This window comes from Kitasatospora sp. NPDC059827 (assembly GCF_042731675.1).
Taxonomy (GTDB): Bacteria; Actinomycetota; Actinomycetes; order Streptomycetales; family Streptomycetaceae; genus Kitasatospora.
Genome location: NZ_JBHWIV010000020.1, coordinates 32,886 through 58,513 on the forward strand (window position 1 = coordinate 32,886; position 25,628 = coordinate 58,513).

The following is a 25,628-nucleotide window of genomic DNA, read 5'->3' on the forward strand; positions in this document are numbered from 1 at the left end:
CTCACCCCACCGCCTCCTCCGCACCGGCGGCCTGTGACCGGAGGTGGCCCGCAGCGGCGCCGGAGACCGCGCCGTGGAAGCGTTCCAGGACGAGTTCCACCAACTCGGGTGCGTCGCCCAGCGGCTGGGTGACGCCGACGGCGCCGGCCGCGGTCGACGCGTCGGCGGTCACGCGGTACAGCAGGCCGGCCGCGAGGCAGAAGGACGCCACCGCGATCCGGCGCGCGCCGTCCCGGCGCAGCTGTTCCATCGCCTCGCCGGGAGTCGGCGGCGTCGTCGACGCGAAGGCCGCGCGGCAGGGCAGGTCGAGCTCCGCGCCCAGCGCGGAGGCCGTGGCGGTCACCGCCGCATGCGCTCCGAGGTCGCTGCTGCCCGCCGCCGCCAGCACCACGGCGTCGAACTCCATGCCCAGCTCGGCGAGTCGGCGCCGTAGGGCCCTGACCACCCGCTCGTCGGGCGCCCCGGAGGCTCCGCCCAGCACCGGCGTCACGATCGGCGCGCGGGCCGGGGGCTCGGACAGTGCCTCGGGCAGGTCGACCCGGGCGTGGTAGGCGGAGGTCAGCAACAGCGGCACCACGACCACCTGCTCGTGTCCGTCCTCCGCCAGGGTGTGCAGTGCCTGACGTGCCGTCGGCTCGGCGTGGCGGAGGAACGCGGCCTCCACCCGGATCGCGCGGGAGCGGCCGACCGCGCGGGCGAGCGCCAGGGTCGACTCCCGGGACCGGGCGTCGAGGCTGCCGTGCGCTAGCAGGACCAGCGCGCTCGGAGCCGGGTCGGCGATCGGTCGGGACGGCGTTTCGAGGACATCGGTCACAGTGGTACCACCCTCGTCGTGCGGTGCGGGGAGAGGTCAGCTGCGCGAAAGCTACCGTACGTGGTCGATCTTTCTTGAGACGTCACACCGCGTGGCGTCCGCGCCCGCGCCGAACGGCCGGTTCGACCGCGGCACCGCGCGGGTCACATCACGTCCCCGGTGCGACTCGAAGCAGGGAGAACGGCAGCTGGAGAAGGAGTAAAATTGCTGCAGGGAACAATATTTGACGCTATTTCAGATCGTGGCGATGGTGGGTCGGGCGCAGTTCGGAACGCCGAACCCTCACGATCACCGCTTTCGGAGAAGCCACAACGACTGCCTTCGACCGAGCGCTCGCCGACCTTTCCGACCAGACAGCAATCGCGACAGGCATCACGCTCCAGCCCGAACCGGCGCGCATTGGCAGTTGGGCCGCCAGCACATGAGAACCGGGCGCACTCGGGGTCCCCGACTACCTCTCAGGCATAGGGGTTCCAGCGGCCGAAGCGGTGCAGCAGACGGCGGGCGTCGGCTTCGTTGAGGCCGAGGGCGGCGGCGATCTGTTCAGTGCTGTTGTCGTTCCAAGCGTTGCGGGCGGGCCAGAAGGCAACGTCCCCGGCGGTAATCTCCAGCTTGCGGGCCGCGCGTACGGCCGCCAGCGGCTGGGTGTTCCCCAGTTTCTCGATCTCCTCTCCCAGCTGGCTCAGCAGATCGGTGATCGTCTCGGGCAGAGGCACCGCAGACGCCTCCACCTCGACAAGGTGCGTGTCCCACCAGTCGCTCTCGCACTGGATCGCCACGCCGACGCGCGCCCGGTCCAACTTCGGGTCATCGGTGTCGTCCCAATCCAGCAGGTGCTCAGGGCCTGTCCAACCGCAGGAGCACACTCCGCGCAGCGCGTGCGCCCGTGGCGCGCGGAGAGTGCCGTCGTAGACGCTCCACTGCGAAACGGAGTGCGCTACCCCACTGCTGCCCGTGTCGTAGACCACCGGGCGGGGGACAGTGCCGTCAGCCAGGAGCACACCAACCGCGCCCTTGTGCAAATCACCGAACTCGCCCGTCGAAAACGTCCGCCGCTCATCCATGACGCTCCTCCAACAACCTTCTACCCCGAGCCTCTTCGAGGGGCATTGGGAACGACGATCCCGCAGCCCCCGGTCGTACGCCACCGAATCCGCGAAACGCCAGCCCCACGAGGTGGTCTTGCCCATCGGACCGTGCTCGCCCGGACGGTCCGTGCAGACTCGCCCAGGCCGTGCCCGTGAGGGCAGACCCCCCGCGCGTTCTACGGGCCAGGCCCTTCGCACCCCCGGGCAGTCCCCCGGTGCCGAAGTGGCTGCGGTCAGGGGTGGGTGAGGGTGTGCCAGGCGTGGTAGCCGCCGAGGAGGTCGGAGACGTCGGGGTGGCCGTGGTGGCGCAGGAGGCTGGCGGCGATGGAGGAGCGGTGGCCGCTGGCGCAGTGGATGACGAGGGGGTGGTCGGTGGAGATCTCGGCGAGGCGGGTGGGGAGTTCGGTCAGGGGGATGTGGAGGGAGCCTTCGATGAATCCCGTTTCGCGTTCGCCGCAGGTGCGGACGTCCAGGACGGTGGGGGGCTGGTCGGTGGTGAGGGCGGTGCGGAGTTGGTCGGCGGTGAGGCGGCTGGCGGGGGTGAGGTGGTCGGCGAGGGCGGGTAGGGCGGTGTCGGGGTTGCGCAGGTAGCCGGCGATGCGGTCGAAGCCGATGCGGGCGAGGCGGGTGATGACCTCGTTCTCGCGGTCCTGCGGGGCGATGATCGCGATGTCGCTGTCGGGGGTGAGGACGGTGCCGGCCTGTTCGGCGAAGCGGCCGTCGATGGGGACGTTGACGGCGCCGCGCAGATGTCCGGCGGCGAAGTCCTGGGGGTTGCGGGCGTCGAGGACGACGGCGCCGGCGGCGCGGGCCTCCTTGAGGCCTTCGGGGCACAGCGGGCGGGCCGCGGTGCCGGGGTCGAGCAGGGGGTGGTCCTGCCGGTTGAGGGCGGCGTCGTGGCCGAAGTAGGCGGGGGCGGTGGACTGGCCGGCGGTGACGATGCGGACGAAGGTGTCCTGGTCCATGGGCCGGCAGGCGTAGTTGGTGCGGCGCTGGGTGCCGATGGTGGAGCGCTTCTCGGTGGAGAGGTTCTTGCCGCAGGCCGAGCCGGCGCCGTGGGCGGGGAAGACCAGGGTCTCGTCGGGCAGGCCCATCAGCTTGCGGTGGACGCTGTCGTACAGCATCGCGCCGAGCTCCTCGGCGGTGACGCCGGTGGAGGCGAGCAGGTCAGGGCGGCCGACGTCGCCGATGAACAGGGCGTCGCCGGTGAGCACCCCGTACGGGACGGTGTCATCGGGCTGCTCGAAGACGAGGATGCTGATCGACTCCGGGGTGTGGCCGGGGGTCTCCATGATCTGCAGGGCGACGTCGCCCAGTTCGATCCGCTCGCCGTCGCTGAGCTTGCGGATCGGGTACTCGGTCTCGGCCCGCTGCCCGTAGCCGATCCAGGCGCCGGTGCGATCGGCCAGTTCGAGGTGGCCGGCCAGGAAGTCGGCGTGGAAGTGGGTGTTGATGACGGCCTCGACGGTGAAGCCGTGGGCCTCGGCGTCGGCGACGTACTCCTCCACGTCACGGCGCGGGTCGACGACGACGGCGCGGCCGGTGCGCTCGTCGGCGATCAGGTACGAGGCCTGGGAGAGGCAGTCGAGGTAGAACTGGGCGAAGTACATGGGGTTTTCCTCCTGGGCGACGCCGGGCGCCACGGTGCGGGCGCGGTTTCTCAGATACCCCCCTCGGTATTTCTATCAGCATACGGCCGCCATGGCCGAATACGGACGGGGGTATCGCCGAAGCATTTCGATAATACCCCCGGGGGTACTATGGTGGGCGTCGACGGGGGAACCGGCCCGCCGCCTCCCCGGGCATCATCGCCCGGGCCCGGCCGAGCCGACGAGAGACCCGCACCACCTCGCGCACCACCGCCACCGCCCGCACCGGGCGGCGGCACCGTGCGACCGCGGCACCCCCGACCCGCCGGACCACCGCGGCCCGGCCCGCACCACTGGAGAAGCCCGTGCCCCAGCTGCCGCCCACCCCTGACCTGCCCAGCCCCGGCCTGTCCACCCCTGACCTGCCCACCCCCGGGCCGAGCGCCCCCGCGCGGCCCGCGCCCGCCCGGGCCGGCCTGCCGGCCACCACGCCCAACGGCCCTACGGGGCACGTGATATGACCACGCTCCTGCTGGCGCTGGCCGCCGGCGCGGTGGTCGGGCTGGCCCTCGGCGGCCTCGGTGGCGGCGGCAGCATGCTGGCCGTGCCCGCCCTGGTCTACCTGCTCGGCTTCTCCCCCGCGCTGGCCACCACGGCGAGCCTGGTGATCGTCGCCGCGACCTCGCTGACCGGCCTGCTCGCCCACGCCCGGGCCGGACGGGTGCGCTGGCGCACCGGCGCGCTGTTCGCCGCCGCCGGGCTGCCCGCCGCCGCGGCGGCCGGGGCGCTCTCGGCCCGCCTGCCGGGCGCGTTGCTGACCGGCGCCTTCGCGGTGCTGGCCGCGCTGGCCGCCTGGCGGATGCTGCTGCCGGCCAGGACCGACCGGCAGGAACGTTCCGCCGCCGGGCCGGGCCGCTCGACCGCGGCGGGCGCCGGCCTCGGCGCCGTCACCGGACTGCTCGGCGTCGGCGGCGGCTTCCTCGCCGTCCCCGCGCTGGTCTCGGTGCTCGCCTTCACCATGGCCGAGGCGGTCGGCACCAGCCTGCTGGTGATCACCGCCAACTCCCTCGCCGCCCTGCTGCCCCGCCTCGGCGCCGCCGGCTCGATCGACTGGGCCGTCGCCGCGCCCTTCACCGGCGCCGCGATCCTCGGCGCCTGGGACGGCAAGCGGCTCGCCGACAAGCTCAGCGGACGCGCCCTCCAGCGGGCCTTCGCGATCGCCCTGTTCGGCGTCGCCGCCCTGATGCTGGTCACCACGCTGACGTGACCGGCCCTCCCGCCCCGGCCGCCTCCCCCGGGCGCGCCGGTCCCCCCACCCCTCCCGTCCCGAGAGGACACCGCTTCCCCATGACCACCCCACTCACCGTCGACCAGTTGGAGCCGCGCCTCGGCCGGCTCACCCTCATCGACGTCCGCTCCCCCGGCGAGTACGCCGCCGGACACATCCCGGGCGCCCTGAACATCCCGCTCGACCGGCTCGACCACGCGCTGCCCGCCCTGCGCAGCGCGGCCGGACGGACCGAACTCGCCGTCGTCTGCGCGGCCGGGCAGCGGGCCCTGAACGCCTGCGCGCGGCTCGACGAAGCCGGGATCACCGCCCTCGTCGTCACCGGCGGCACCAACGCCTGGACGGACACGGGCCGTCCCGTCGACCGGGTGGCCGGCGCCCGCCCGGTGTGGGCGATGGACCGTCAGGTCCGGCTGGTGGCCGGCTCGATCGTGCTGCTCGGCCTGCTGGCCGACCGGGCCCGGCCGGGCGCCCGCTGGATCTCCGCCGCGGTCGGCGGCGGGCTGGTCCTCTCCGCGCTGACCAACAGCTGCGCGCTGGGGACGGCACTGGGCAGGCTCCCGTACAACCGCCCCCGCCCGGGCACGCCGACCCTCGACGACACGCTCGCCGCGCTCGGCGGCTGAGCCCCTGCCCCGGTGGGCGGCCGCGCCCACCGGGGCCCGCCAGGCCCCGGCCCGCCAGGGCCCGCCGGCCCGAGGACCCCTGCCCACCCCAGGACGGGGGCCCTCGTCGTCAGGCGCAGGCGCCCTGCTCCACCACCACGCCCACCCCCGGCCGATGCCGCGCCAGGTCCGCGAAGAACCGCTCCGCATCGACGGCCGTCTCCGGCGGGTGGACGCCCGGTGTGCGCACCGTGCCGTCCAGCAGCTGGGCCAGCCCGAGCGCGGCCGGGACGCCGGTGCCCTCGGCCATGTCGGCCAGCAGCGCGTCCGCTCCGGTCAACCGGGCCAGGGCGCTCGCCCGACGGCCGTCCGCCGTCCCGGTCGCGGCGGCGAAGAAACCGGGCAGGCTGCCCGGGGAGCCGAAGGGGGCCGCCCGGGCGCCCGCCCGCAGCATGCGGCGCAGCGAGGGCCGGTCCAGGGCGAGGGCGGCGGTCTCGTTGCTGAGCCGCCCCGCGTCGAGGTCGCGGCGCAGCACGTCCAGGTAGGCGGCGGTGCCCGCCCTGACCACCATCAGGCTGGCCGCGTCGCCGCCCGGCCGGAGGGTGCGGTGCAGGGTGACCGGCTCCGGGTGCCCGACGGTGTACGCGGTGCCCCGGTGGCCGCCGGGCAGGTCGAGCGCGACCTGTTCGAGCGGTGGCCGCCGGGTGAGCCGCCCGCCGCGTACGACGGCGACGGTGCCGCTGATCTGCTGCATCCAGTGCACGGCGGCGGCCGCCGGGGCGCCGTCGCGGTTCAGCAGCGGGGTGTCGCCGGAGCCGGCGCCCGAATCGGTGACGGAATCGGGGCCGACGTCGACGGGCCAGGCGGTGTGGAGGTCGGTGAGGGTGTCGAGGAGGGCGGCGGCCCGGACGGCAAGCAGGTTGCTGACGCCGGGGCTGGCGCCCATGCCGATCACCGCGCGGACTCCGGCGGCGCGCGCCTCCCGGTCCAACTCCAGCATGGCGACGGTGGGTTCCCAGTCGTCGCAGATGTCGAGGTAGTCCGTCCCGGTGCGGATCGCGGCGCGCAGCACGTCGAGCCCGAAGCGGTAGTACGGCCCGACGGTGTTGAGCACCACGTCCGCCCCGTCGAGGGCGGCGTCCAGTTCGGCCCGGTCGGTGACGTCGACCCGCCGGGCCCGGACGGTCACGCCCACACCCGAGGCGTGGGCGGCGAGCCCGGCGGCGGTTCGGCGGGCGGCGTCCGGGTCGCGGTCGGCGATCACCAGTTCCCGGACGCCGGGGAGCCGGGCGGTGACCCTGGCGGCGACGCGGCCCATCGCACCGGCTCCGCCGAGGGCGAGCACCTTCATGTCGGTCGTCCCTTCCGTCACTGAACTATCTTTTCAGATACGAACGTATCATCTACGAACGTTGTGACTGTGAACGATAGCCGCGTCGATACGGGCCCGGCCCCGGCACCGCCCGCCGGGGCACGCCCGCCGGGACGCGACCGTCAGGAACCCGCCTCCGCCCCGGTGGGCTCCGGCAGGACGGGCTCCGGCAGGGTGCGGAACAGCGCCCAGCTGAGCAGCGGCATCGCCACCAGCGGCACCAGCGCCGTCCGCAGCGAGGTCGCGTCCGCGAGGCCGCCGATCAGCGGGCTGGCCAGCCCGCCGATGCTCACCGTCAACCCGAGGGTGATCCCGCTCGCCGTGCCGATCCGCGAGGGCAGGTAGTCCTGCCCCAGCGTGACCTGGAGCGAGAACGGCACGTACAGGCCCGCCGAGGTAAGCGCCACGCACCCGTACAGCCCGGGGCCGGGCACCACCAGCACCCCGGCGACCGCCACCGCCGCCACCAGGTACGACCAGCGCGACACGGCGACCCGCCCCCACCGCTCGGCCAGTGCCCCGCCCAGCACCGAGCCCACCGCGCCGCCCGCGTACAGCACCACCAGCGCCGCCGTGCCCGCCGCCGAACCGCCGCCGAGGCGCTGGGTGGCGTACAGCGACAGGAAGGTGCTCAGCCCGGTGAAGGCGATCGAGCGGCAGACCACGGCCAGCGACAGCCGGACGAAGGCGGCCCGGTCGTCCCGGCCGGTCCGCTCCACCGGGCCCGCCCCGGCGGCCCGCTGCCGGGCCAGCTCCCGCAGCACCGGCAGGCACAGCAGCGCCCCCGCCAGGGCCGGCAGCAGGAGCAGCGGGCTCAGCCGCAGCCCGCCGAGGCCGACCACGCCGGCGACCAGCAGCGGGGCCGCCGCGAAGCCCAGGTTGCCGCCCAGCGAGAACCAGGCCATCCCCCGGTGCCCGGACCCCCGGGCCACCGCCCGCGCCACCCGGGCCGACTCCGGGTGGTACGCGGCCACCCCGACGCCGGACAGTGCCACCCAGGCAAGCGTCGGCCCGTACGCGTCGTCCAGTCCGCAGAGCGCGATGCCCGCGCCGCCGACCAGGGTGCTGACCGGCAGCAGCCAGGGCAGCGGCCACCGGTCGGTCAGTGCCCCGAACAGCGGCTGGGCCACCGAGGAGAGCAGCGAGGCGGCCAGCACCACGCCGGAGACGGCGGCGTAGCCGTAGCCGCGCTCGGCGACCAGGAAGGGGACCAGGGCCGCCACCGCGCCCTGGTAGACGTCCACGCAGGAGTGCCCGACGGACAGCAGGGTGATCGAGGTCCGCCCCGACAGCCCTCCCGTCGGTCCGGCCGCCCGCTTCGTCGGTGTCGTTGGAGTCGTTGGTGTCGTTGGAGTGCTCACCCGGACATGCTGGAACCGGAACCTCCTGTCGGACTTCCGATAATCTGCCAGGTGATGCCGAAAATCCGCCACGATCCCGTCGCCCCCACCCGGGCCGAGCTGCTCGCCCCCGGCACCGGGATCGACGCCCACCGCCACGACGACCACCAGATCGCCTACGCCGCCCGCGGCGTGGTCGCCATCACCACCGACGCCGGATCCTGGGTCGCCCCGAGCACCCGCGCACTCTGGATCCCGGCCGGCACCGTGCACGCCCACCAGGCGCACGGCGAACTCGAACTCCACCTCGTCGGCCTGCCCGCCACCGAGAACCCGCTCGGCCTCGACCGGCCCACCGTCCTCGCCGTCGGCCCGCTGCTGCGCGAACTGATCGTCGCCTACACCCGCGCCCCGGCCCAGGACGGCCCCGAACGCTCCCGGCTGCGCGCCGTCCTGCTCGACCAGCTGCGCGCCTCCCCCCAGCAGCCGCTGCACCTGCCCACCCCCGCCGCGCCGCTGCTCCGGGCCCTGTGCGCGCTGCTGCACGCCGACCCCGCCGACCACCGCACCCTCGCCGAACTCGGCCGGGCCGTCGGCGCCAGCGACCGGACGCTGTCCCGGCTGTTCCGCGCCGACCTCGGCATGACCTTCCCCCAGTGGCGCACCCAACTACGGCTGCACCACGCCCTGGTGCTGCTCGCCGAGGGGCAGCCGGTCACCGCCGTCGCCCACCGCTGCGGCTGGTCCTCCGCCAGCGCGTTCATCGACGTCCACCGCCGCACCTTCGGCCACACCCCGGGGCACGGCCCCGACGGCCGTCCGGCGCGCTGACCGACCCCTGACCGACCCCTGACCTGGCCCCTGCCCGGCCCCTTGAGCAAGCCCCCTGACCGGCCACCGTCGTGCGCCGAGCGCCCAATTGTCCGTGCCGGGTGGCAGGCTGGGGGCATGTGCGGCCGCTTCGTCTCCACCACCACGCCCCAGGACCTCGTCTCACTGCTCGGAGAACTCCGGTGGGACCCGGCCGAAACCCTCGCGCCGAGCTGGAACGTCGCCCCCACCGACGCCGTGCCGGCCGTCCTGGAACGCGTCGACCGGGAGACCGGTGAACTGCTGCGCCAGCTCCGCCCGCTGCGCTGGGGCCTCGTGCCGTCCTGGTCCAAGGACCCGTCCGGCGGCGCCCGGATGATCAACGCCCGCTCGGAGACCGTCGACAGCAAGCCCGCCTTCCGCAAGGCCTTCCGGGCCCGCCGCTGCGTCATCCCCGCCGACGGCTACTACGAGTGGCGCGAGGTGCCCGCCACCGCCGACCGCAAGAAGTACAAGCAGCCGTACTTCCTCAGCACCGGCGCCACCATGCTGATGGCCGGCCTGTACGAGTTCTGGCGCGACCCCGCCCGCGCCGAGGACGACCCGCTCGCCTGGCTCGCCACCGCCACGGTCGTCACCACCGACGCCACCGACTCCGCCGGGCGGGTGCACGACCGGATGCCGCTCACCGTCGCCCCCGACGACGTCCCCGCCTGGCTCTCCCCCGACCGCACCGACCCGGCCGAACTCCACCACCTGCTGCGCCGCCCCGCCGACGGCGCGCTGCGGGTGCGCGCCGTCCCACCCGTCGTCAACAGCGTCCGCAACAACGGCCCCGAGCTGCTCGCCACCGCCCCGGACCCGCTGGGGCTCGCCGACTGACCGCCGCCCGCCCGGTTTCCGCTGACAGCGCGTCCGACGGACCGCCCGCCCGGTTTCCGCTGACAGCGCGTCCGACGGACCGCCCGCCCGGTTTCCGCTGACAGCGCGTCCGACCTGCACTACGGTAGGCGGGCAGAGCAGCAGGGCACGGGGGCGAGGGCGGCGCAGTGTTGATGTCCATGACGGCACACGGGCGTCCCGAGAACGGCATGCCCGGCCCGGAGCCCTACGAGCAGCGCCGCCGCCCCGGCTCACCGTTCGCCGGCGGCGACGACCCGCATGTCGCCGTCCTCCCGCCCGAGGCCGCCCGGGCCGCGCTGACCGTCCGGGCCACCACCCCGACCCCCAACCTCCCGCCCCGGGCCGCCGGCCGACTCATCGGCCGGGAGGGCGAGTTGCGCGCCGTCGCCGACGCCCTCGGGCACGCGGACGGCGGCGGACTGGTCACCCAGGCCACCACCCTGCACGGCCTCGGCGGCGTCGGGAAGACCAGCCTGGCCCTGCACCACGCCTACGCCCGGGCCGGGGACTACCGGCTGATCTGGTGGATCACCGCCGAGTCCGAGGGCCAGCTCGCCGAGGCCTTCGCCGGGCTCGCCGTCCACCTCCACCCCTCCTGGGCGCTCACCGCCCCGCCCGGCCAGCAGGTCGAGTGGGCCATCGCCTGGCTGCGCGCCCACGACCGCTGGCTGCTCGTCTACGACAACGCCGAGGACCCGGCCCACCTGACCCCGTACGTCGGCCGACTCCTGGGCCGCGGCCACCAGTTGGTCACCAGTCGGCGCGCGAGCGGCTGGCACCCCGGGATCCGGCCGGTGCGCGTCGACGTCCTCGACGCCCCCGAGGCCGCCCGGCTGCTGTGCGCCACGGCCTACACCGGCGACACCCTGGACGCCGCCGAGCAGGACGAGGCCCGGGCGCTGGCCGACGAACTCGGCCACCTGCCGATCGCCCTCGCCCAGGCCGGCGCCTACGTCCAGCAGACCGGCACCACCTTCGCCGCCTACCGCGAACTCCTGCGCGCCACCGGCCCGGTGGGGCCGGGCGCCGAGTCCACCGTGGCCCGGCTCTGGCGGACCACGCTGCGCACCGTCCAGCACACCGCGCCGTTCGCCGTCGAGCTGCTGCGCACCCTCGCCTGGTACGCCCCCGAGGCGCTGCCGCGCGAGGTGCTCACCCCGTACGGCTCCCGCCGGCCCGAGGAGGTCGACCGGGCGCTGCGGCTGCTCGCCGACTACCACCTGATCACCCTCGGCGAGACCGTCGCCGTCCACCGGTTGCTCCAGGCCGTGCTGCGCGAGGCCGACGGCGACCGCACCTTCCGGCAGCGGGCCGAGCACCACCTCGCGGCGGCCGCCACCCGGCTCTGGCCCACGGGCGGCCCCGGTCTGCGCCGGGCCCTGCTGCCGCACGTCCGGGGGCTGGCCGACAGCGGCCCGTCCGACCGGCCGACGGCCGGCACCGTCGCCCTGTACGCGCTGGCGGCGGCCGAACTCACCGACCGGGCCCAGCGGGTGTACGCCGTACGGCTGGTCGAGGCGGTGGCGGACGGGCAGCGGCGGCTGCTCGGCGAGGACCACCCGGACACCCTCACCACCCAGGGGCGGCTCGGCCGGCTCCAGGCCAAGACCGGCGACCCGGCCCGGGCCGTCGAACTCTGCCTGGACGTCGTCGCCCGGCGCACCCGCCTCCAGGGCGCGGACCACCCGGCCACCCTCACCGACCGGCACAGCCTCGCCGAGAGCCACCGCCGGGCCGGTCAGCACGAACTCTCCGTCGCGGAGTTCCGCGCCGTCGTCGCCGAGCGGGCGCGGGTGCTGGGGGCAGACCACGCCCACACCATGCACAGCCGGGCGAGCCTCGCGTACGCCCTCCAGATGGCGGGACGGCACCGGGAGTCGATCGCCGAGTACGAACAGCTGGTGGCGGACGCGACGCGGATGCGGGGACCGGGCCACCGGATCGTGTCGACCCGGCGCAGCGGCCTCGCCTTCGCCCGGCTCGCGGCCGGACACTACGACCTGGCCATCGCCGGGTACGAGCAGGTGGTCGCCGACCGCACCCGGCTGCTCGGCGCCGACCACCCCGACACCCTGAACAGCCGCGGCTGGCTCGCCGCCGCCCACTCCGACGCGGGCGACCACCTCGCGGCGGCGGCCGGCTACGAGGCGCTCGTCGCGGACCGCGCCCGGGTGCAGGGCCCGGAGCACCCCCAGACGCTGTTCGCGCGCAAGCGCCTGGCCTCGGTGCACCGCAAGTCCGGCCGCGCGGCCGTCGCCGTGGCCGATTTCGAGGACCTGGTGCCCGCGTACACCCGGGTGCTCGGCCCGGACCACCCGCACACCCTGAACGCGCGCAGCGGCCTCGCCCGCGCCCACCGGGAGGCGGGCACGCCCGACCGCTCGGTCGAGCAGCACCGGGCGCTGGTCCGCCACCGCGCCCGCGTCCAGGGCGAGAACCACCCGGACACCCTGGAGGAGCGCAGCTTCCTCGGCTACGCGCTGCGGGTCGCCGGCCGGCCCGAGCTGGAGGTCGAGGAGCTGGAACGCCTGGTGGCCGACCGGGTCAGGATCCAGGGCCCCGACCACCCGGACACCCTGGACGAGCGCTCGGGCCTCGCCCGGGCGCTGAACGCCGCCGGCCACCCGCGCGCGGCGCTCGCCCTGCGCGAGCGGCTCGTCGCCGACCGGCAACGGGTGCACGGCGCGGAGCACTTCGAGACCTTCGACGCCCGGCTGCGGCTGGCCCGCTCCCTCGACGAGGCCGGACAGCGCCAACGGGCGGCCGAGGAGTGCGACCGACTGGTCGCCGACCGGCAACGGGCCGTCGGCCCCGACCACCCGGACGTGCTCACCACCCGGTGGTGGCAGGCCTCGATCCGCTCCAACGCCTGCGACTACCGCAGGGCGCTGACCCTGTTCCGGCTGCTGCTCGCCGACCGGACCAGGCTCCAGGGCCCCGACCACCCCGCCGTGCTCAACACCCGCTTCTGGCTGGCCACCACCCACCGCAACCTCGGCCGGCACCGCGAGGCCCTGGCCCAGTACGAGGCGCTGCTGACCGACCGCGTCCGCATCCAGGGCCCGGACCACTCCGACGTCCTGAACACCCGCTTCTGGCTGGGCCACAGCCACCAGTCCCTGGGCGACCACCGCCGCGCCCTGGAGGTGTACGAGGCCCTGGTGGCCGACCACGTCCGGATCCTCGGGCCGGACCACCCGGACAGCATCGACGCCCGGGTCAGCTGCCTCGCGCTGCACCTGAACACCAGGGACCACCGCCGGGCGGTCGAGCTGGCCGAGTCCCTGGTGCGGGACCGGACCAGGCTCCAGGGCGCCGACCACCCGGAGGCCCTGACCGCCCGCCACTGGCTGGCGACCGCGCACCAGAACGCGGGCTCCCACCGCCGGGCCGACCGGCTGTTCGCCGCCCTGGTCGAGCACCGCACCCGCGTCCAGGGCGCCGACCACCCCGACACGCTGCTGGCCCGTCACACCCGCGCGTCCGCCTGCCAGACCGCCAACGACCCGCAAAGCGCCGTACCGCTGTTCGAGGCGCTGGTCGCCGACTGCGAGCGGGTCCTCGGGCCCGAGCACCCGGACACCCTCAACATCCGCATCGGGCAGGCCCTCAGCTGCCACGAGGCCGGCGACCACCCACGGGCGGCCCTGCTCTTCGAAGCGCTCGCCGCCGACCTCGTCCGGGTCCTGGGCCCGGACCACCCCACCACCGTCCGGTGCCGGCGCGAGCGGGCCTCGGCCTGGCGGGGATCCGACGAACACCCCAGCGCCATCGCCGAGTTCACCTCGCTGGTGGCCGACCTCACCCGGGTCCACGGACCGGACCACCCGCACACCCTGGAGCTGCGCCGGGAGCTGGCCCGCTCGTACTCCCGGGCCGGCGACCACCGCCGCGCCGCGGAGTCGTTCGCGGCTCTGGTCGCCGACCGCACCCGGATCCTGGGCCCGGACTACCGGGACACCCTCGACGCCCGCTGGTGGCAGGCCCTCGCCCAGAGCGAGGCCGGCCACCACCGCAGGGCGGGCGACCTGTTCGCCGCCCTGGTCGCCGACCGCGCCCGGGTGCTCGGCGCCGACCACCCGGACACCCTGAACGCCCGCTGGTGGGAGGCGTCCTCGCGCCGCTCGGACGGCGACCTCGACCGGGCCCGCCAGCTGTGCGAGCAGCTGCTCGCCGACCGCCTACGGCTCGACGGCCCCGACCACCCGGAGACCCTCGACGCCCGGCTCCTCCTCGCCTGGGCCCACCGGACCGCCGGCGACCACCTGCTCAGCATCCGGCTCAGCGAGGCCCTGCTGCTCGACCGGATCCGGATCCACGGCCCCGACCACCCGGCCGTGCTGACCGCCCGGAGCATCCTCGCCGCCGACCTCGCGTACGCAGGACTGCGCCGGCGGGCCGCCACCGACCGGGAGCAACTGGCCGCCGACCACGACCGCGTCCTCGGGCCGGAGCACCCCGACACCCTCGCCGTCCGCTCCCTGCTCGCCCAGGAGCTCGCCAAGACCGGCGAACTCGACCGGGCCACCGCGCTCCTCACCGACCTGGTCGCCGCCCGGCGCCGCCTCCAGGGCCCGGACCACCCGGACACCCTGGAGGAGCGGGACGAACTCGCCTACACCCACCGACTCGCCGGACGCCACCGCCAGGAGATCGCCGAGGTCCGGGCGCTCCTCGCCGACCACGAACGCGTCGACGGCCCGGACCACCCCGCCACGCTCACCGCCCGCCACCGCCTGGGCCACGCCCTGCGGCACGGCTGGCAGCACGACCGCGCCGACGCGCTCTACCGGGCCCTGCTCGCCGATTGCGACCGGATCCTGGGAGCCGACCACCCCGACGTGCTGGACGTCCGGGACAGCCTCGCGCGCAACCTCGCCGCGGCCGGCCGCCACCCCGAGGCCACCGCCGCCTACCGCGACGCGCTGGCCCACGCGCTCGCCGCGCACGGGCCCGCGCACTCCTTCGTCCGCGAGCTCCGACGCGACCTCGCCAGAACCCTGCTGCTGGCCGGGGAGAGCGCCGCGGCCGTCGCCGAACTCGCCCCGCTGGCAGCGGACCGGACCCGGCTCACCGGCCCCGGCCTGCCCGAACTGGTCCACGCCGGCTGCGTCCTCGCCTTCGCCCAGCACCTGGACGGGCAGCGCGAAACCGCACTCCGGCTGGCCGGCGACCTGGTCGCCACCGCGACCGCCGCCCTCGGTGACCCGGACGACGCGACCGTGCCGGCCCGGCTGACCGAGGCGCTCCTGCTCGCCGACGGCCCCCGCCCGCTGCGGGCCGTCGTCCGGCTGGAGGAGCTGGCGGAGGCCTGCGCCGAGAGCCGGGGCCCGCGCAGCCCGCTCACCCTGGAGGTCCGCCAGGGCCTCGCCCACGCCCGGCTGCGCGCCGGGGACGCCGGCGGGGCGGTCCGGGTGTACGAGCGGATCGTCGCCGACCGGCTCCCGGCCGGGGACTCTTCGCCGACCGCCGCCCTCCTGGCCGGGCACGCGAGCGCCGACGACGTGGCCGTCAGCCTCGGCACCCTGCGCACCGGGCCGGTGCCGGTCACGCCCAGCCTCGCCGTCGGCCTGGCGGCGGCCCTCGCCGCGGACGGGCGCCGCGACACCGCCCGGGAGCTGCTGGCGGCGGTCTGCGTCGGGCGCGAAGCCCTGATGGACCCCGGCCACCCGCTGGCGGTCGAGGCCCGTGCCGCACTGACCGGGCTCGACCGCGCCGAGCGGGTGCCCCTCGGGGCGGTCGCCGGCGTGCCCATCCCCGGCGCGCCCGCCCAGGCCGGCCTCAGCCGGGGTGCGCCGCAACTGCTCCCCCGCCGGACCCGCGGCTCGGTGCACCGCGCCGTCGACCCACCCGCGCCCCGGCCCGCCTGGCGGCCCCGGCTCACCCTCGTCGAGGACCCCGCCGTGGGCGTCACCACCCACCTGGAGTTCCACCTCGAGCCCGCCGACGGCTCCGTGCCCGCCGCCCTCCCCGAGCTGCGCCTGGTCACCGCGGTGTCCCCCGACGCCGTGCTCGACCCGCCCGTCGCCGACCACGTCCCCGCCGGTGCGCCCGCCCGCTTCGCCCTCACGCCGGCCGTGGCCGGCCCGCACACCGTCCGGATCACCGTCTTCGACCGGGGCCACGGCGCCGTCCTCCAGGACCTCTCCGCCGTCCTGGACGTCCCCACCGACAGTCCCGCCGAGGCCGGGGCCGCCGTCCCGACCGAACCCGAAGACCAGGAGCAGGAGTAGATCGACGTGCCCCGGGACCTCCAAGTCGCCGTCCGCCAGAACCCCTCGGCCGACTACACCCGGCTGCCCCGGCAGCTCGGCCCCGCCGACGGCCTCCCGCTCAAGGGCCCGGCCCCGCTGGACCTGATCGTCTCGCTCCGCCGGCACGGCGACGAGCTCCACATCAGCGCCTTCCGCCCCGGCGAGCGCACCCCCGGGAGCCGGATCCACCGGGCCCGGCTGGCCGTCTCCGCGCCGACGCTCCTCGCCAAGGCCGCCCGGCTGCGCTCCATCTGGCGCGACCGGCTGATCGGCTACGACCCCGACCCGTACCACCCCTACCCCTTCGCCACCGCCGTCGACTTCACCCCGCTCGCCGAGGTCGCCGAGCGCAAGGTCGCCGAACTCGCCGAGGAGGGGCGGTACTTCCTGGAGACGATGTTCGAGGGCGGCGACCGCAGCCTGGTCCTGTTCCGCGAGTACCTGAACCGCACCCTCACCGAGCACGGCTCGCTGCGGATCAGCTTCGACTCGGACCTCCACCTCCCCTGGCCGATGCTCGCCGTCGAGGGCCACCAGCCGGACGACTGGGCCGACTTCCTCGGCCACCGCCACCAGGTCGAGCAGACCGGCGCCGCCTACCCGCCGATCCAGCCGCCCTCCGCCCCCCGCACCAAGCCCGTCACCAGTCTCAACACCGACGACCAGCTCACCGGGATCGGCCGGGCGCCCGAGGTCCGCAAGCTGTTGGAGGACCGCTCCCAGCTGACCGTGCGCACCGAGTCGGACCGGCTGCTGGAGGCGCTGTCCGCGGCCGTACTGGACGAGGACGTCATGTACTTCTGGTGCCACGGCCAGTTCGTCGCCAACGACTCCCCGTACGAGCAGCTCGCCGTACGGCTCTCCGACGACCGGCACATCGACGCCGAGCTGGTGCGCCGCCACCGCCGCCGCCACCTCGACCGGCCGGACGCCGTGTTCCGGCCGTTCGTGCTGCTGAACGCCTGCCACACCGGGCAGTCCGCGGCCGCCGAACTCGACCACCTGGGGCGGGCGTTGGTCGACCTCGGCGCGGACGGCGTGCTCGGGCCGCAGCTCCAGATCCCGCAGGAGTTCGCCGCCGAGTACGCCTTCGCCTTCCTCGACCACTACCTGACCGGCGAGTTCACGGCCGGCGAGATCACCCAGCAGCTGGTGCGGTGGTTCGCCCGCGAGTACCGCAACCCGCTGGCGCTCGCCTACTCCCTGCACTGCGGCATCGACAGCATCCTGGAGCTCAACCCGTGACCGCCCCCCTGCACCCGGCCTCGACGGCCACCGTACGGCCCGCGACCGTCGACCTGGACGAGCACGGCCGGCTGCTCGTCCCCGGCACCACCACCCCCGTCCCCGAGGCCCGGATCGCCGACCACCTGGCCCGCCACCTGCGGATCCCCGAGTGGGCGACCGACCTGTACGTCTACGTGCACGGCTGGCAGACCAGCCCGGCCGCCGCCGACCGCTCGGCCGCCGCCCTGGTCGAGCGGGCGGCCGCCCTGCACCGCGCCGCACCCGCCGGCTACCCGGGGCTGGCCGCCGGCTTCCGCCCCTGGTGCGTGGTGGTGCGCTGGCCGTCCTCCAGCCTGCCGACCCTGCACGGCTACCGGCGGATCCGCGAGCGGGCGCACGCGATGAGCGCCCGGGGCCAGGCCGGACGCATCCTCGGCCACCTGCTCGGCTACCTCGACACCGGCCGGGGCCGACCGGACGCCCCGCGGGTGCTGGCCAACCGCCACGGCCAGTACCTCCACCTGCTCGGGCACTCCTTCGGTGGCCGCTTCCTCTGCGAGGCCGTCCAGTACGCGGCCGACCGCCCGGCCGGGCCCCCGGTGCTCAGCTGGACCGCCCGGCCCGGCGACCCGGGCCGCCCGTTCACCGTCGACAGCGCCCTGGTCTTCCAGATGGCCGCACCCCGGGACGCCTTCACCCGGCTCTTCCCCCGGCTGTTCCTCGGCCCCGGCCGGGCCGGCGCCCCGCTGCGCGGCCCGCTGGTGCTCACCCACTCCCGCTGGGACCGCGCCACCGGCTTCTGGCACCTGCGCGCCGAGGGACACCCGGGCATCGGCCACTCCGGCACCGGCGCCGCCCCCGTCCCCCAGTTCACCACCCGGCTGCGGCCCACCGACTCCCCGTACCCGCACACCGACCTCGACCACCCGATCGTCAACATCGACGCCGGCCACCGCTACCGCGGCAGCCTCGCCACCCGCCGCCTCCACCCCTCCGGCGCCCACTCCGACTTCCAGCACCCGGAGTCCGCGCACCTGCTGCTCAGCCTGGCCTCGCACTCCCGATAGGCCCTGTCCGGGCGATCTGCCGCGATCCGGCGCCGGTCAGCGCTGGCGGACGGCGGTGAACCCGCAGACCGGTGTGCAGAGCGTGACGATGCCGCTGTAGCGGTAGTTGGTGCGCCCCCGCGAGACGGTGTGCATCGTCAGCTTCTCGCGCAGGGTCAGCTGGTGGCAGCGCGGGCAGGCGGCGTCGACCTGCTTGCCCCAGGGGCGGTTGGGGTTGAGCTTGCTGATCGCCACCCCCATCAGGACCACGGACAGGCCGGTGCCGATGAAGCCGACCGCCTGCCACACGCCCTTTCCGGACTCCCGGCGGTCGATCATCTCGTCGTAGCTGAACGTGCCCCCGCCGCCGCGGTTGGAGATGATCTGGCAGGTGTTCTGCCTGGTCATGGTCTGGCCGTCGCAGTCCGGGGCGCTGGTCGGATCGGCCTTGCCGACGACCAGCGCCAGGAAGAGACCGAGGCCGGCCAGCAGGACCAGCAGCACCAGCGCCGTGGTCCGGCTGCGCCCGGTCTGCAGACGCGTGCGCTCCTTCACCGCCGTCTCCATCACCGCGTGCGCCATGTTGCCGCCGTCGACCGCCACCACGTGTCTCCTGTTGTTCGCGTTCCGTGCTCCGTCATTCCCCGGCGGACCGGGGCCGACACGAACCCACCATCATCAGGTCGTTCCCGTGCGGTACTTGGGGAGAGCTTGACCCTGTCGTGACCCCTTCGACGCCGGGGCGGGGCCGGGGCTCAGCTCCGGACCGCCAGGGACGCCAGGTAGGTGGCGGCCTTCCCCGGGTCGAGCAGCCACTCCTCGACGTCCTCCGGGTGGTCGAAGCAGTTGGCGAACCGGTCGGCCACGGCCCGGAACCGGCCGGCCGCGCCGAACAGTTCGACGGCGTGCGGGGGCGCGGGGCGCAGCATCGCGTTCGACCAGTCGGTGACGGCCCGGCCGGTCTCCGCCCAGAAGCGGTCGAAGGCGGCCTGCTGGAAGTCCCGGTCGAAGGGCTTGTCACCGTGCGCGAGGATCGCCTCCAGGTACCGGGCGGCGCACTTGGCGGCGGCGTTGGCGCCCTGCCCGGTGATCGGGTCGTTGGTGACGACCACGTCGGCGACGCCCAGCACCGCGCCGCCGCCCGGCAGTTCGCCGACCGGCCGGCGGACCACCGGGGCGAAGCGGCCCGCCAGGGTGGCACCTGCGTCAGTGAGTTCGACACCGGAGCGGGCGCGGTTGTACTCCCAAGGCGTGAAGGCCTTCATCAACTCCAGCGTCACCCGCAGGTGTTCACCGGGTGCGCGGAGCCCGTCGAAGGCGTCCGCCGGCCCGCCCGGCTGGGCCTCCCAGAGCAGGATGTCGCAGGGCCCGGCGGCCGTCAGGGCCGGCACGACGAAGAACTCGCCGACGCCGGGCACCAGGTTGCAGCGCACCGCCGGGAACTCCTGGTCGGGGCGCGGCGCCAGCCCGTACACATAGCTCGCGGCGAGCGCGCGCTGCGGACGCCGGAACGAGGAGCGTTCCTCGTCGCGCTCGAACAGCGAGGCCAGTCCGCCCTTTCCGGAGGCGACCAGCACCAGGTCGTAGGAGCCGGCGAGGTGTTCGACGTCGGCGGCGCTCACCTGCCGCACCTCCATCCGGCCGCCGCGCTCGGCGTAGAGCTCCAGCCAGGTGGACATCTTCAACCGCTGGTCGACGGACTGGGCGGGGGCCGCGAGCTGTCCGGTCCAGTCGATCACCCTGGTCGCGTCCGGGCCGCCGACCGACAGGCCGATGCCCTCGATCCGGGGCGCCGCAGCGGCCCACAGGTCCAGGCCGAGGGCGCGCTCGTGGCGCAGCGCGGAGTCGAACATGCACTGGCTGGACAGCACCCGGCCGTCCCGTACCTCCTGGGCGTCACGGTCGGTCAGCAGCGTGACGTCATAGCCGTGGGACTGCAGTCCGAGGGCCAGTTGGAGGCCGGCCTGCCCGGCGCCGATGATCAGAATCCTGCGCATCGCCCCTGCTCTCCTGGTGGTCCGTCCGGCCCGGACCGCCCGTCGGCCCGGCTGCCAGGGTTTGGATATCAGTCCGGAGCGTCCGCGTCCACGGCGCGGACGGGACGGGCGCGCGCCGGGCGGGGGCTCGGGAGCGAACGGAGGCGCGGGCGCAGGCGCGGGCGCAGGCGCGAACGGAGGAGCGAGCGCAGGCGCGGGCGGCGACAGCCGGCGCGGGAGCGGACGGCGGGAGCAGGCGGCAAGCTGGTGGGGACAGCGCGTGCGGGCCCGCCCCGCGCCGACCTCCCGCCGAAGGATCGCCATGGCTGCCACCCCTGCCTCCACCCCCGCGCCCGCTCCCACCCCGGCCGACGGCGTCGTGCGGGCCGTCCACATCGCCGCCCCGGGCGGGGCTCCCGAGCTGGTCGAGGTCCCGCTGCGCACCCCCGGCCCCGGTTCCGTCCGGATCACCGTCGAGGCGTGCGGCGTCTGCCACTCGGACCTGCTGATCGCGGCCGGCCAGCTGCCCGGCACCACCTTCCCGGTCACCCCCGGTCACGAGATCGCGGGCCGGATCGACGCCCTCGGCGAGGGCGTCGAGGGCTGGCGGGTGGGCGACCGGGTCGCGGTGGGCTGGTTCGGCGGCAGCTGCGGGCACTGCGAGGCCTGCCGCGACGGCGACGCCATCCTCTGCCCCCAGCTCCAGGTCCCCGGCGCGGCCTACCCCGGCGGCTACGCCGACTCCGTCATCGTGCCCGCCGACGCGCTCGCGGCGGTGCCCGACGGACTGACCGCCGTCGAGGCCGCGCCGCTGGCCTGCGCCGGCGTGACGGTGTTCAACGCCCTCCGCCGCTCCGCCGCCCGCCCGGGCGACACCGTGGCGGTGCTCGGCCTCGGCGGCCTCGGCCACCTGGGCGTCCAGTTCGCCCACGCCATGGGCCTGCGCGCGGTCGCCGTCGCGCGCGGCGCGGAGAAGGGGCCGCTGGCGTACCGGCTCGGCGCGGACCACTACGTGGACAGCACCGCCGGGAACGTCGCCGAGGCCCTCCAGGCGCTCGGCGGGGTCAAGGTCGTGCTGGCCACCGTCACCGACGCCGACGCCATGTCCGCCACCGTCGACGGCCTGGGCCGCCGCGGCGAGCTCGTCATCGTCGGGGTGTCCCCCGCTCCGCTCGCGATCAGCCCGCTGCAACTGATCGCCGCGGACCGCAAGGTCTACGCCCACTCCTCCGGCGCCGCCCTCGACACCCGGGACACCCTGCGCTTCGCCGAGCGCACCGGCGTCCGGGCCTGGGTCGAGGAGCTCCCACTGGAGGAGACCGCCGCCGCCGTGGCGAAGATGACCAGCGGGCGGGCCCGGTTCCGGATGGTCGTCACCACGGGCCGCTGACCCGACGGCCGCCCCTCGGGTAGGTCAAGCGTTGGCAAAGACCCCGCCGTCGAACGCCCGATCGGCGACGCTTAGGCTGGTCCGCGCCCGAACGACCCGCCGGGCGGCCGCCCGGGCACCCGGCCGGCCGCGTCGGTGCGTCGGCGGGCCCACGAACACCGGAAGCCACAGGACGTACCAGGGGGACGCAGCAGCATGCACCGGGACCACGAAGAGTACGAACCGTACGAGCCGTACGGAGAAGACGGGTACGACGATCACCTCGTCCATCCCGACGGCCACCCGCAGGCCCCGCAGCGCCGGCGCTCCCGCCGGATCTGGCTGGTGGCGGTCGGCGGGCTGTTCACTGCGCTGGTCGTCGTCGCGGGCTACGGCGCCTACAACGTGCTGAGCGCCGTGTCCGGCGGCTCCACCGACACCGGCGGCGGGGCCGCCTCGACGGCCGCCAAGGAACCGCAGGCGCCGCCCACCGCCGCACAGGCCGACGCCGTGGCCAAGGACTTCCTGGCGGCCTGGGGCCGCGGCGACCTCACCGTCGCGGCCGGGCTCACCGACCGCCCGGAGGCCGCCCGGATGGCGCTCGCCTCGTTCCACGACAACGTGTCCGCCCGCACCCTCACCCTGACCGGGACGGGCCCCGCGCCCGCCGGCACGCCGAGCGAGCCCGCCGTCGGCTACCGGGTGCGGGCGGAGTTCGACGGCACCACGCAGGCCTGGGAGTACGAGAGCGCCCTCGGCGCGGTGCGGGCCTCCGACGGGCGGGTGCTGGTGCGCTGGGCGCCGACCGTGGTCCACCCCAAGCTGGCCGCGGGCCGGACCCTCGCCGTGAAGGCCCTGCCGAACCCGGTGTCCAAGCCCACCGACCGCAAGGGGCGGCCGCTGGACGCGTTCCCGTCGCTCCAGTCCGTGCTGCCCCAAATCGCCCCGCCCGACGGCGCGAAGGCCGTCACCGGGCAGGCCGTGGTGCTCTCCGGCGGCGGGCAGGAGGCGGAGGAGCTGTTCGTGCTGACCCCGCCGAGCGCCCCGCAGGTCAAGCTCACCCTGGACGCCGACCTTCAGCAGGTCGCCGAGGAGGCGGTGAAGCAGCAGTCCGCGAACGGCAAGCCCGCCTCGCTGGTGGCGGTCCAGCCGAGCACCGGCAACATCCTGGCGATGGCCTACGCCCCGCAGGGCGGCTTCAACCGCGCGGTCGGCGGCGGGCAGGCGCCCGGTTCGACGATGAAGGTGATCACCGCGGCCGCGCTGCTGGAGGCCGGGGTCACCCCGGACACCGCGGCGCCCTGCAAGGAGACCACCAACTCGCCCAGGACCTGGCACAACGACGAGTCCGGCAACCACCTCGACTACAGCCTCAGCGACGACTTCATCCACTCCTGCAACACCGGCTTCATCGACAAGGGCCTGGAGAAGCTCCAGCTCGGCACGCTGAGCTCGGTCGCCCGCGACCAGTTCGGCCTCGGCCTGCAGTGGCGGATCGGCATCCCGAGCCGCGACGCCACCATCCCGGTGCCGGGCAACAAGGACGAGGCGGCGGCCGCGTACATCGGCCAGGGGCAGATCCAGGTGAACTCGCTGCTGATGGCCTCCGTCGCGGCCACCGTGCAGAGCGGAACCTTCCGTCAGCCGGTGCTCCGCGAGGACGTCAAGCGGGTGACGGCCCCTGGGAAGCTGCCCTCCGAGGTCGCCCAGGGGCTGCGCTCGATGATGGCCAGGACCGCGACCCAGGGCACCGCGCGCACCCCGATGTCCGGCCTCGGCGGCCAGATCGGGGCCAAGACCGGCACCGTCGAGGCCGGCTCGGGCCAGGCCACCAACAGCTGGTTCATCGCCTACCGCAACGACCTCGCCGTCGCGGCCGAGGTCGAGGGCGGCGGCCACGGCAACAGCGCCGCCGGCGTCGCGGCCGCCCAGGTGCTCAAGGCGGGGGGCAAGGGCTGACGGGGCCCGCGCTCAGAGCCGCTCGACCTGGTCCGGGGTCACGCAGTGGGTGCGGTCGCCCACCTCGACGGTGTACCCCTTCGGCGGCTCCAGCCGGCTCTCCCACCACAGTCCGGTGACCTCCCCGACCGCGGTGACCGGCGAGCTGCCTGCGACCGACCCGGCCGGCCCGGCCCCCGTCGTCCCGGCTCCGGTCGGCCCGCCCTCCGGGGCCGGGTCGACCGGGATCCGCACCCGGGTGCCCTCCGGCAGGTCGCCGCGGTGGCGGGGCGGCAGGTCCGCCGGCTCGCCGCCCAGCGCGCGCAGGAACTCCGGCCGCAGCCGCCAGGGGCTGCCGTCCTCGGTCACCACCCCGTACACCGGCCCGAGCCGGCCGTCGCGTTCGTCGCGCTCGACCTCGCAGTCCACCACCACGCCCCGGCTGCCGACCAGTTCCGCACCGAGCCACCCCAGCTCCGGCACCGGCGGCTCGGGCGAGGTCAGCTCCACCCGTGCGCCGTAGGCCAGTTCGGCCCGCTCCGGCCAGGGCGTCCCGTCAAGTGCCTGGCGGTGTCCACCCGTCACGTCCGTGCTCCCGTCCTCGCCGGATCCCCAGCACCCGGCTGGATCGGCTCCACACGCTAACGGTCGGCCTCCACCGGCGCGGACCCGGCCTGCGGGCGAGCGGTCTCGGGTGCCCCGGGGCGGCTCCGCTCGGCCCAGGCGGCCACCGGTGGTCCGGCCGCGCCCAGGGCGGCGAAGAACACGCCGAGGAGCAGCCAGCCCGGCTGTCCGAGCGTCAGGACCGCGCCGGTCAGGACCGCCGGGGCGAGCGCCTGGCCCGCGTTGAAGCCGATCCCGAACAGGCCCTGGTACTGCCCCTGGGCGTGGTCGGGCGCCAGGCCGAAGGCCAGCGTGTAGCCGCCCGAGGACTCCCACACCTCGCCGACGCTGTGGATGCCCACCGCGAGCACGGCGAGCACCGGGGCGACCCACACCGGGACGTCGGCGGTCAGCGCCATCAGCGGACAGCTGACCAGGAACAGCAGCCCGGCGAGCCGGAAGGCCCGACCGCCCTGCCGCGGGGTCTCCACCGTGGCGCCGAGCCTGCTCTGGAGCAGCGCGCAGACACCGCTGTTGACGGCGTAGACCGCCGCCACCGTCCAGCGCGGCGCGTCGGTGTGGGCGCTCAGCCAGATCGGCAGCAGCAGGGAGACGGTCTGGTACTGGAAGCCCATGGCGCTGTAGAGCGCGACGAAGGACACGTACGGCCGGTCCGCCAGGACGGACCACCGGCGGTGCTCCGCGGGCCGGGGCAGCGGCGGGTAGTCCGGGACGCCCAGGAGGCCGATCAGCCCGGCACCGGCGAAGCTGGCGGCGTTGGCGAGGATCAGCACGGTGTAGGCGGCGCGGGTGTCGATCTGGATGGCGACGGCCGCGCCCAGGGTCCCCGCGACCACGCCGAGGTTGACGTAGGTGCGCAGCCTGGCCCGGAAAGCGGCCGGGCGCTCACCGCCCGCCCGCGCGACGAGCCCACCGCCCGCCGCGCCGCTCGCCGTGGCGGCCAGCCGGTCCAGTGTGGCGACGAGCGTGAACGCCGCCCAGCCGTCGATCAGGACGAAGGCCGCCATGGTCACGGCCTGCAGTGCCAAGCTCACCAGCCAGACGGTGCGCGGGCCGTGACGGTCCGCCAGGTTGCCCGCCGGTATGCCCGCGGCCAGCCCGCACAGGCCCGCGATCGTCAGCCCCGCGCCGACCTGGACGGCGGGCAGGTGCACCACGAGCGTGAAGTAGAGCATGGCCGCGGTGTTGAACAGGCCGTTGCCGACCCTGCTGACGAAACTCGCCGCGATCAGGGCCCGTTGCGGCCCCGCGGTCGCACCGTCATCGGTCCGCTTTCCTGATCTCCTCATGATCATGCCGATCAGGCTAACAGCGGCGTTCCGCGGCGTCGCCCGGCCCCCGAACGGGCGCCGCTGGAAAAGCACTTGCCCGAACGAGCCGCCGGT

Annotated in this window: 18 protein-coding genes; 9 read left to right on the forward strand and 9 right to left on the reverse strand. The window is 75.4% G+C overall.

The window, feature by feature from the left end:
• Nucleotide 1: 1 nt before the first annotated feature.
• The 3 genes from ACFV8H_RS15455 to ACFV8H_RS15465 form a co-directional block, all read right to left on the reverse strand.
• Entirely contained in the window at nt 2-814 is an 813-nt protein-coding gene (locus ACFV8H_RS15455; protein WP_380399913.1) for a sirohydrochlorin chelatase, read from the reverse strand.
• 458 nt (nt 815-1,272) lie between these two features.
• On the reverse strand, nt 1,273-1,878 hold the full coding sequence (locus ACFV8H_RS15460; RefSeq protein ID WP_380399914.1) for a hypothetical protein: 606 nt from the start codon (nt 1,876-1,878) through the stop codon (nt 1,273-1,275).
• A gap of 257 nt (nt 1,879-2,135) precedes the next feature.
• Nucleotides 2,136-3,512: a rhodanese-like domain-containing protein gene (locus tag ACFV8H_RS15465; protein ID WP_380399916.1), complete on the reverse strand. Its 1,377-nt coding sequence runs from the start codon at nt 3,510-3,512 to the stop codon at nt 2,136-2,138.
• A gap of 496 nt (nt 3,513-4,008) precedes the next feature.
• Here ACFV8H_RS15465 and ACFV8H_RS15470 point away from each other — a divergent pair, with 496 nt between their 5' ends.
• Nucleotides 4,009-4,758 (forward strand): sulfite exporter TauE/SafE family protein, encoded by a 750-nt coding sequence (locus tag ACFV8H_RS15470; protein ID WP_380399918.1) that lies wholly within the window; start codon nt 4,009-4,011, stop codon nt 4,756-4,758.
• An 80-nt stretch (nt 4,759-4,838) separates the two neighbouring features.
• On the forward strand, nt 4,839-5,405 hold the full coding sequence (locus tag ACFV8H_RS15475; RefSeq protein WP_380399920.1) for a rhodanese-like domain-containing protein: 567 nt from the start codon (nt 4,839-4,841) through the stop codon (nt 5,403-5,405).
• Between the two features lie 109 nt (nt 5,406-5,514).
• On the opposite strand, the gene ACFV8H_RS15480 is transcribed toward ACFV8H_RS15475, so the two are convergent.
• Both ACFV8H_RS15480 and ACFV8H_RS15485 read right to left on the reverse strand, forming a co-directional pair.
• Nucleotides 5,515-6,756, reverse strand: a complete 1,242-nt coding sequence (locus tag ACFV8H_RS15480; RefSeq protein ID WP_380399922.1) for a saccharopine dehydrogenase family protein — start codon at nt 6,754-6,756, stop codon at nt 5,515-5,517.
• A 122-nt stretch (nt 6,757-6,878) separates the two neighbouring features.
• Nucleotides 6,879-8,048, reverse strand: a complete 1,170-nt coding sequence (locus tag ACFV8H_RS15485) for an MFS transporter (RefSeq protein WP_380400050.1) — start codon at nt 8,046-8,048, stop codon at nt 6,879-6,881.
• 123 nt (nt 8,049-8,171) lie between these two features.
• Between ACFV8H_RS15485 and ACFV8H_RS15490 the strand changes: the two genes are divergently transcribed.
• The 5 genes from ACFV8H_RS15490 (at nt 8,172) to ACFV8H_RS15510 (ending at nt 18,357) form a co-directional block, all read left to right on the forward strand.
• On the forward strand, nt 8,172-8,927 hold the full coding sequence (locus ACFV8H_RS15490; RefSeq protein WP_380400052.1) for an AraC family transcriptional regulator: 756 nt from the start codon (nt 8,172-8,174) through the stop codon (nt 8,925-8,927).
• Between the two features lie 117 nt (nt 8,928-9,044).
• Entirely contained in the window at nt 9,045-9,788 is a 744-nt protein-coding gene (locus ACFV8H_RS15495; RefSeq protein ID WP_380399924.1) for an SOS response-associated peptidase, read from the forward strand.
• Nucleotides 9,789-9,967: 179 nt separating this feature from the next.
• Entirely contained in the window at nt 9,968-16,042 is a 6,075-nt protein-coding gene (locus tag ACFV8H_RS15500) for a tetratricopeptide repeat protein (RefSeq protein ID WP_380399926.1), read from the forward strand.
• Nucleotides 16,043-16,048: 6 nt separating this feature from the next.
• Entirely contained in the window at nt 16,049-17,308 is a 1,260-nt protein-coding gene (locus tag ACFV8H_RS15505) for a CHAT domain-containing protein (protein ID WP_380399927.1), read from the forward strand.
• Nucleotides 17,305-18,357 carry a hypothetical protein gene (locus tag ACFV8H_RS15510; protein WP_380399929.1) on the forward strand — a complete coding sequence of 351 codons (1,053 nt, stop codon included), beginning with the start codon at nt 17,305-17,307 and terminating at the stop codon, nt 18,355-18,357. The genes ACFV8H_RS15505 and ACFV8H_RS15510 overlap by 4 nt, the downstream gene beginning before the upstream one ends.
• A gap of 36 nt (nt 18,358-18,393) precedes the next feature.
• On the opposite strand, the gene ACFV8H_RS15515 is transcribed toward ACFV8H_RS15510, so the two are convergent.
• Both ACFV8H_RS15515 and ACFV8H_RS15520 read right to left on the reverse strand, forming a co-directional pair.
• Nucleotides 18,394-18,939: a hypothetical protein gene (locus tag ACFV8H_RS15515; RefSeq protein WP_380399931.1), complete on the reverse strand. Its 546-nt coding sequence runs from the start codon at nt 18,937-18,939 to the stop codon at nt 18,394-18,396.
• 152 nt (nt 18,940-19,091) lie between these two features.
• Nucleotides 19,092-20,333 (reverse strand): styrene monooxygenase/indole monooxygenase family protein, encoded by a 1,242-nt coding sequence (locus tag ACFV8H_RS15520; RefSeq protein ID WP_380399933.1) that lies wholly within the window; start codon nt 20,331-20,333, stop codon nt 19,092-19,094.
• Between the two features lie 301 nt (nt 20,334-20,634).
• Between ACFV8H_RS15520 and ACFV8H_RS15525 the strand changes: the two genes are divergently transcribed.
• Together ACFV8H_RS15525 and ACFV8H_RS15530 are read left to right on the forward strand one after the other, a co-directional pair.
• Complete coding sequence (locus ACFV8H_RS15525) at nt 20,635-21,702, forward strand: alcohol dehydrogenase catalytic domain-containing protein (RefSeq protein ID WP_380399935.1); 1,068 nt, start codon at nt 20,635-20,637, stop codon at nt 21,700-21,702.
• 195 nt (nt 21,703-21,897) lie between these two features.
• Nucleotides 21,898-23,640, forward strand: a complete 1,743-nt coding sequence (locus tag ACFV8H_RS15530) for a penicillin-binding transpeptidase domain-containing protein (protein ID WP_380399937.1) — start codon at nt 21,898-21,900, stop codon at nt 23,638-23,640.
• Between the two features lie 12 nt (nt 23,641-23,652).
• Here the strand turns inward: ACFV8H_RS15530 and ACFV8H_RS15535 are convergent, their stop codons facing one another.
• Nucleotides 23,653-24,204, reverse strand: coding sequence for a hypothetical protein (locus ACFV8H_RS15535; RefSeq protein ID WP_380399939.1), 552 nt, complete (start codon nt 24,202-24,204; stop codon nt 23,653-23,655).
• A 56-nt stretch (nt 24,205-24,260) separates the two neighbouring features.
• Nucleotides 24,261-25,538 (reverse strand): MFS transporter, encoded by a 1,278-nt coding sequence (locus ACFV8H_RS15540; protein WP_380399941.1) that lies wholly within the window; start codon nt 25,536-25,538, stop codon nt 24,261-24,263.
• Nucleotides 25,539-25,628 lie beyond the last annotated feature (90 nt).

What these genes read in the sequence shown, in the direction of transcription:
- ACFV8H_RS15495 (WP_380399924.1), top strand. Translation starts at nt 9,045, where the DNA reads ATGTGCGGCCGCTTCGTCTCCACCACCACGCCCCAGGACCTCGTCTCA.
- ACFV8H_RS15500 (WP_380399926.1), top strand. Translation starts at nt 9,968, where the DNA reads ATGACGGCACACGGGCGTCCCGAGAACGGCATGCCCGGCCCGGAGCCC.
- ACFV8H_RS15465 (WP_380399916.1), bottom strand. Translation starts at nt 3,512, where the DNA reads ATGTACTTCGCCCAGTTCTACCTCGACTGCCTCTCCCAGGCCTCGTAC.
- ACFV8H_RS15460 (WP_380399914.1), bottom strand. Translation starts at nt 1,878, where the DNA reads ATGGATGAGCGGCGGACGTTTTCGACGGGCGAGTTCGGTGATTTGCAC.
- ACFV8H_RS15540 (WP_380399941.1), bottom strand. Translation starts at nt 25,538, where the DNA reads ATGATCATGAGGAGATCAGGAAAGCGGACCGATGACGGTGCGACCGCG.
- ACFV8H_RS15475 (WP_380399920.1), top strand. Translation starts at nt 4,839, where the DNA reads ATGACCACCCCACTCACCGTCGACCAGTTGGAGCCGCGCCTCGGCCGG.
- ACFV8H_RS15530 (WP_380399937.1), top strand. Translation starts at nt 21,898, where the DNA reads ATGCACCGGGACCACGAAGAGTACGAACCGTACGAGCCGTACGGAGAA.
- ACFV8H_RS15525 (WP_380399935.1), top strand. Translation starts at nt 20,635, where the DNA reads ATGGCTGCCACCCCTGCCTCCACCCCCGCGCCCGCTCCCACCCCGGCC.
- ACFV8H_RS15520 (WP_380399933.1), bottom strand. Translation starts at nt 20,333, where the DNA reads ATGCGCAGGATTCTGATCATCGGCGCCGGGCAGGCCGGCCTCCAACTG.
- ACFV8H_RS15490 (WP_380400052.1), top strand. Translation starts at nt 8,172, where the DNA reads ATGCCGAAAATCCGCCACGATCCCGTCGCCCCCACCCGGGCCGAGCTG.
- ACFV8H_RS15470 (WP_380399918.1), top strand. Translation starts at nt 4,009, where the DNA reads ATGACCACGCTCCTGCTGGCGCTGGCCGCCGGCGCGGTGGTCGGGCTG.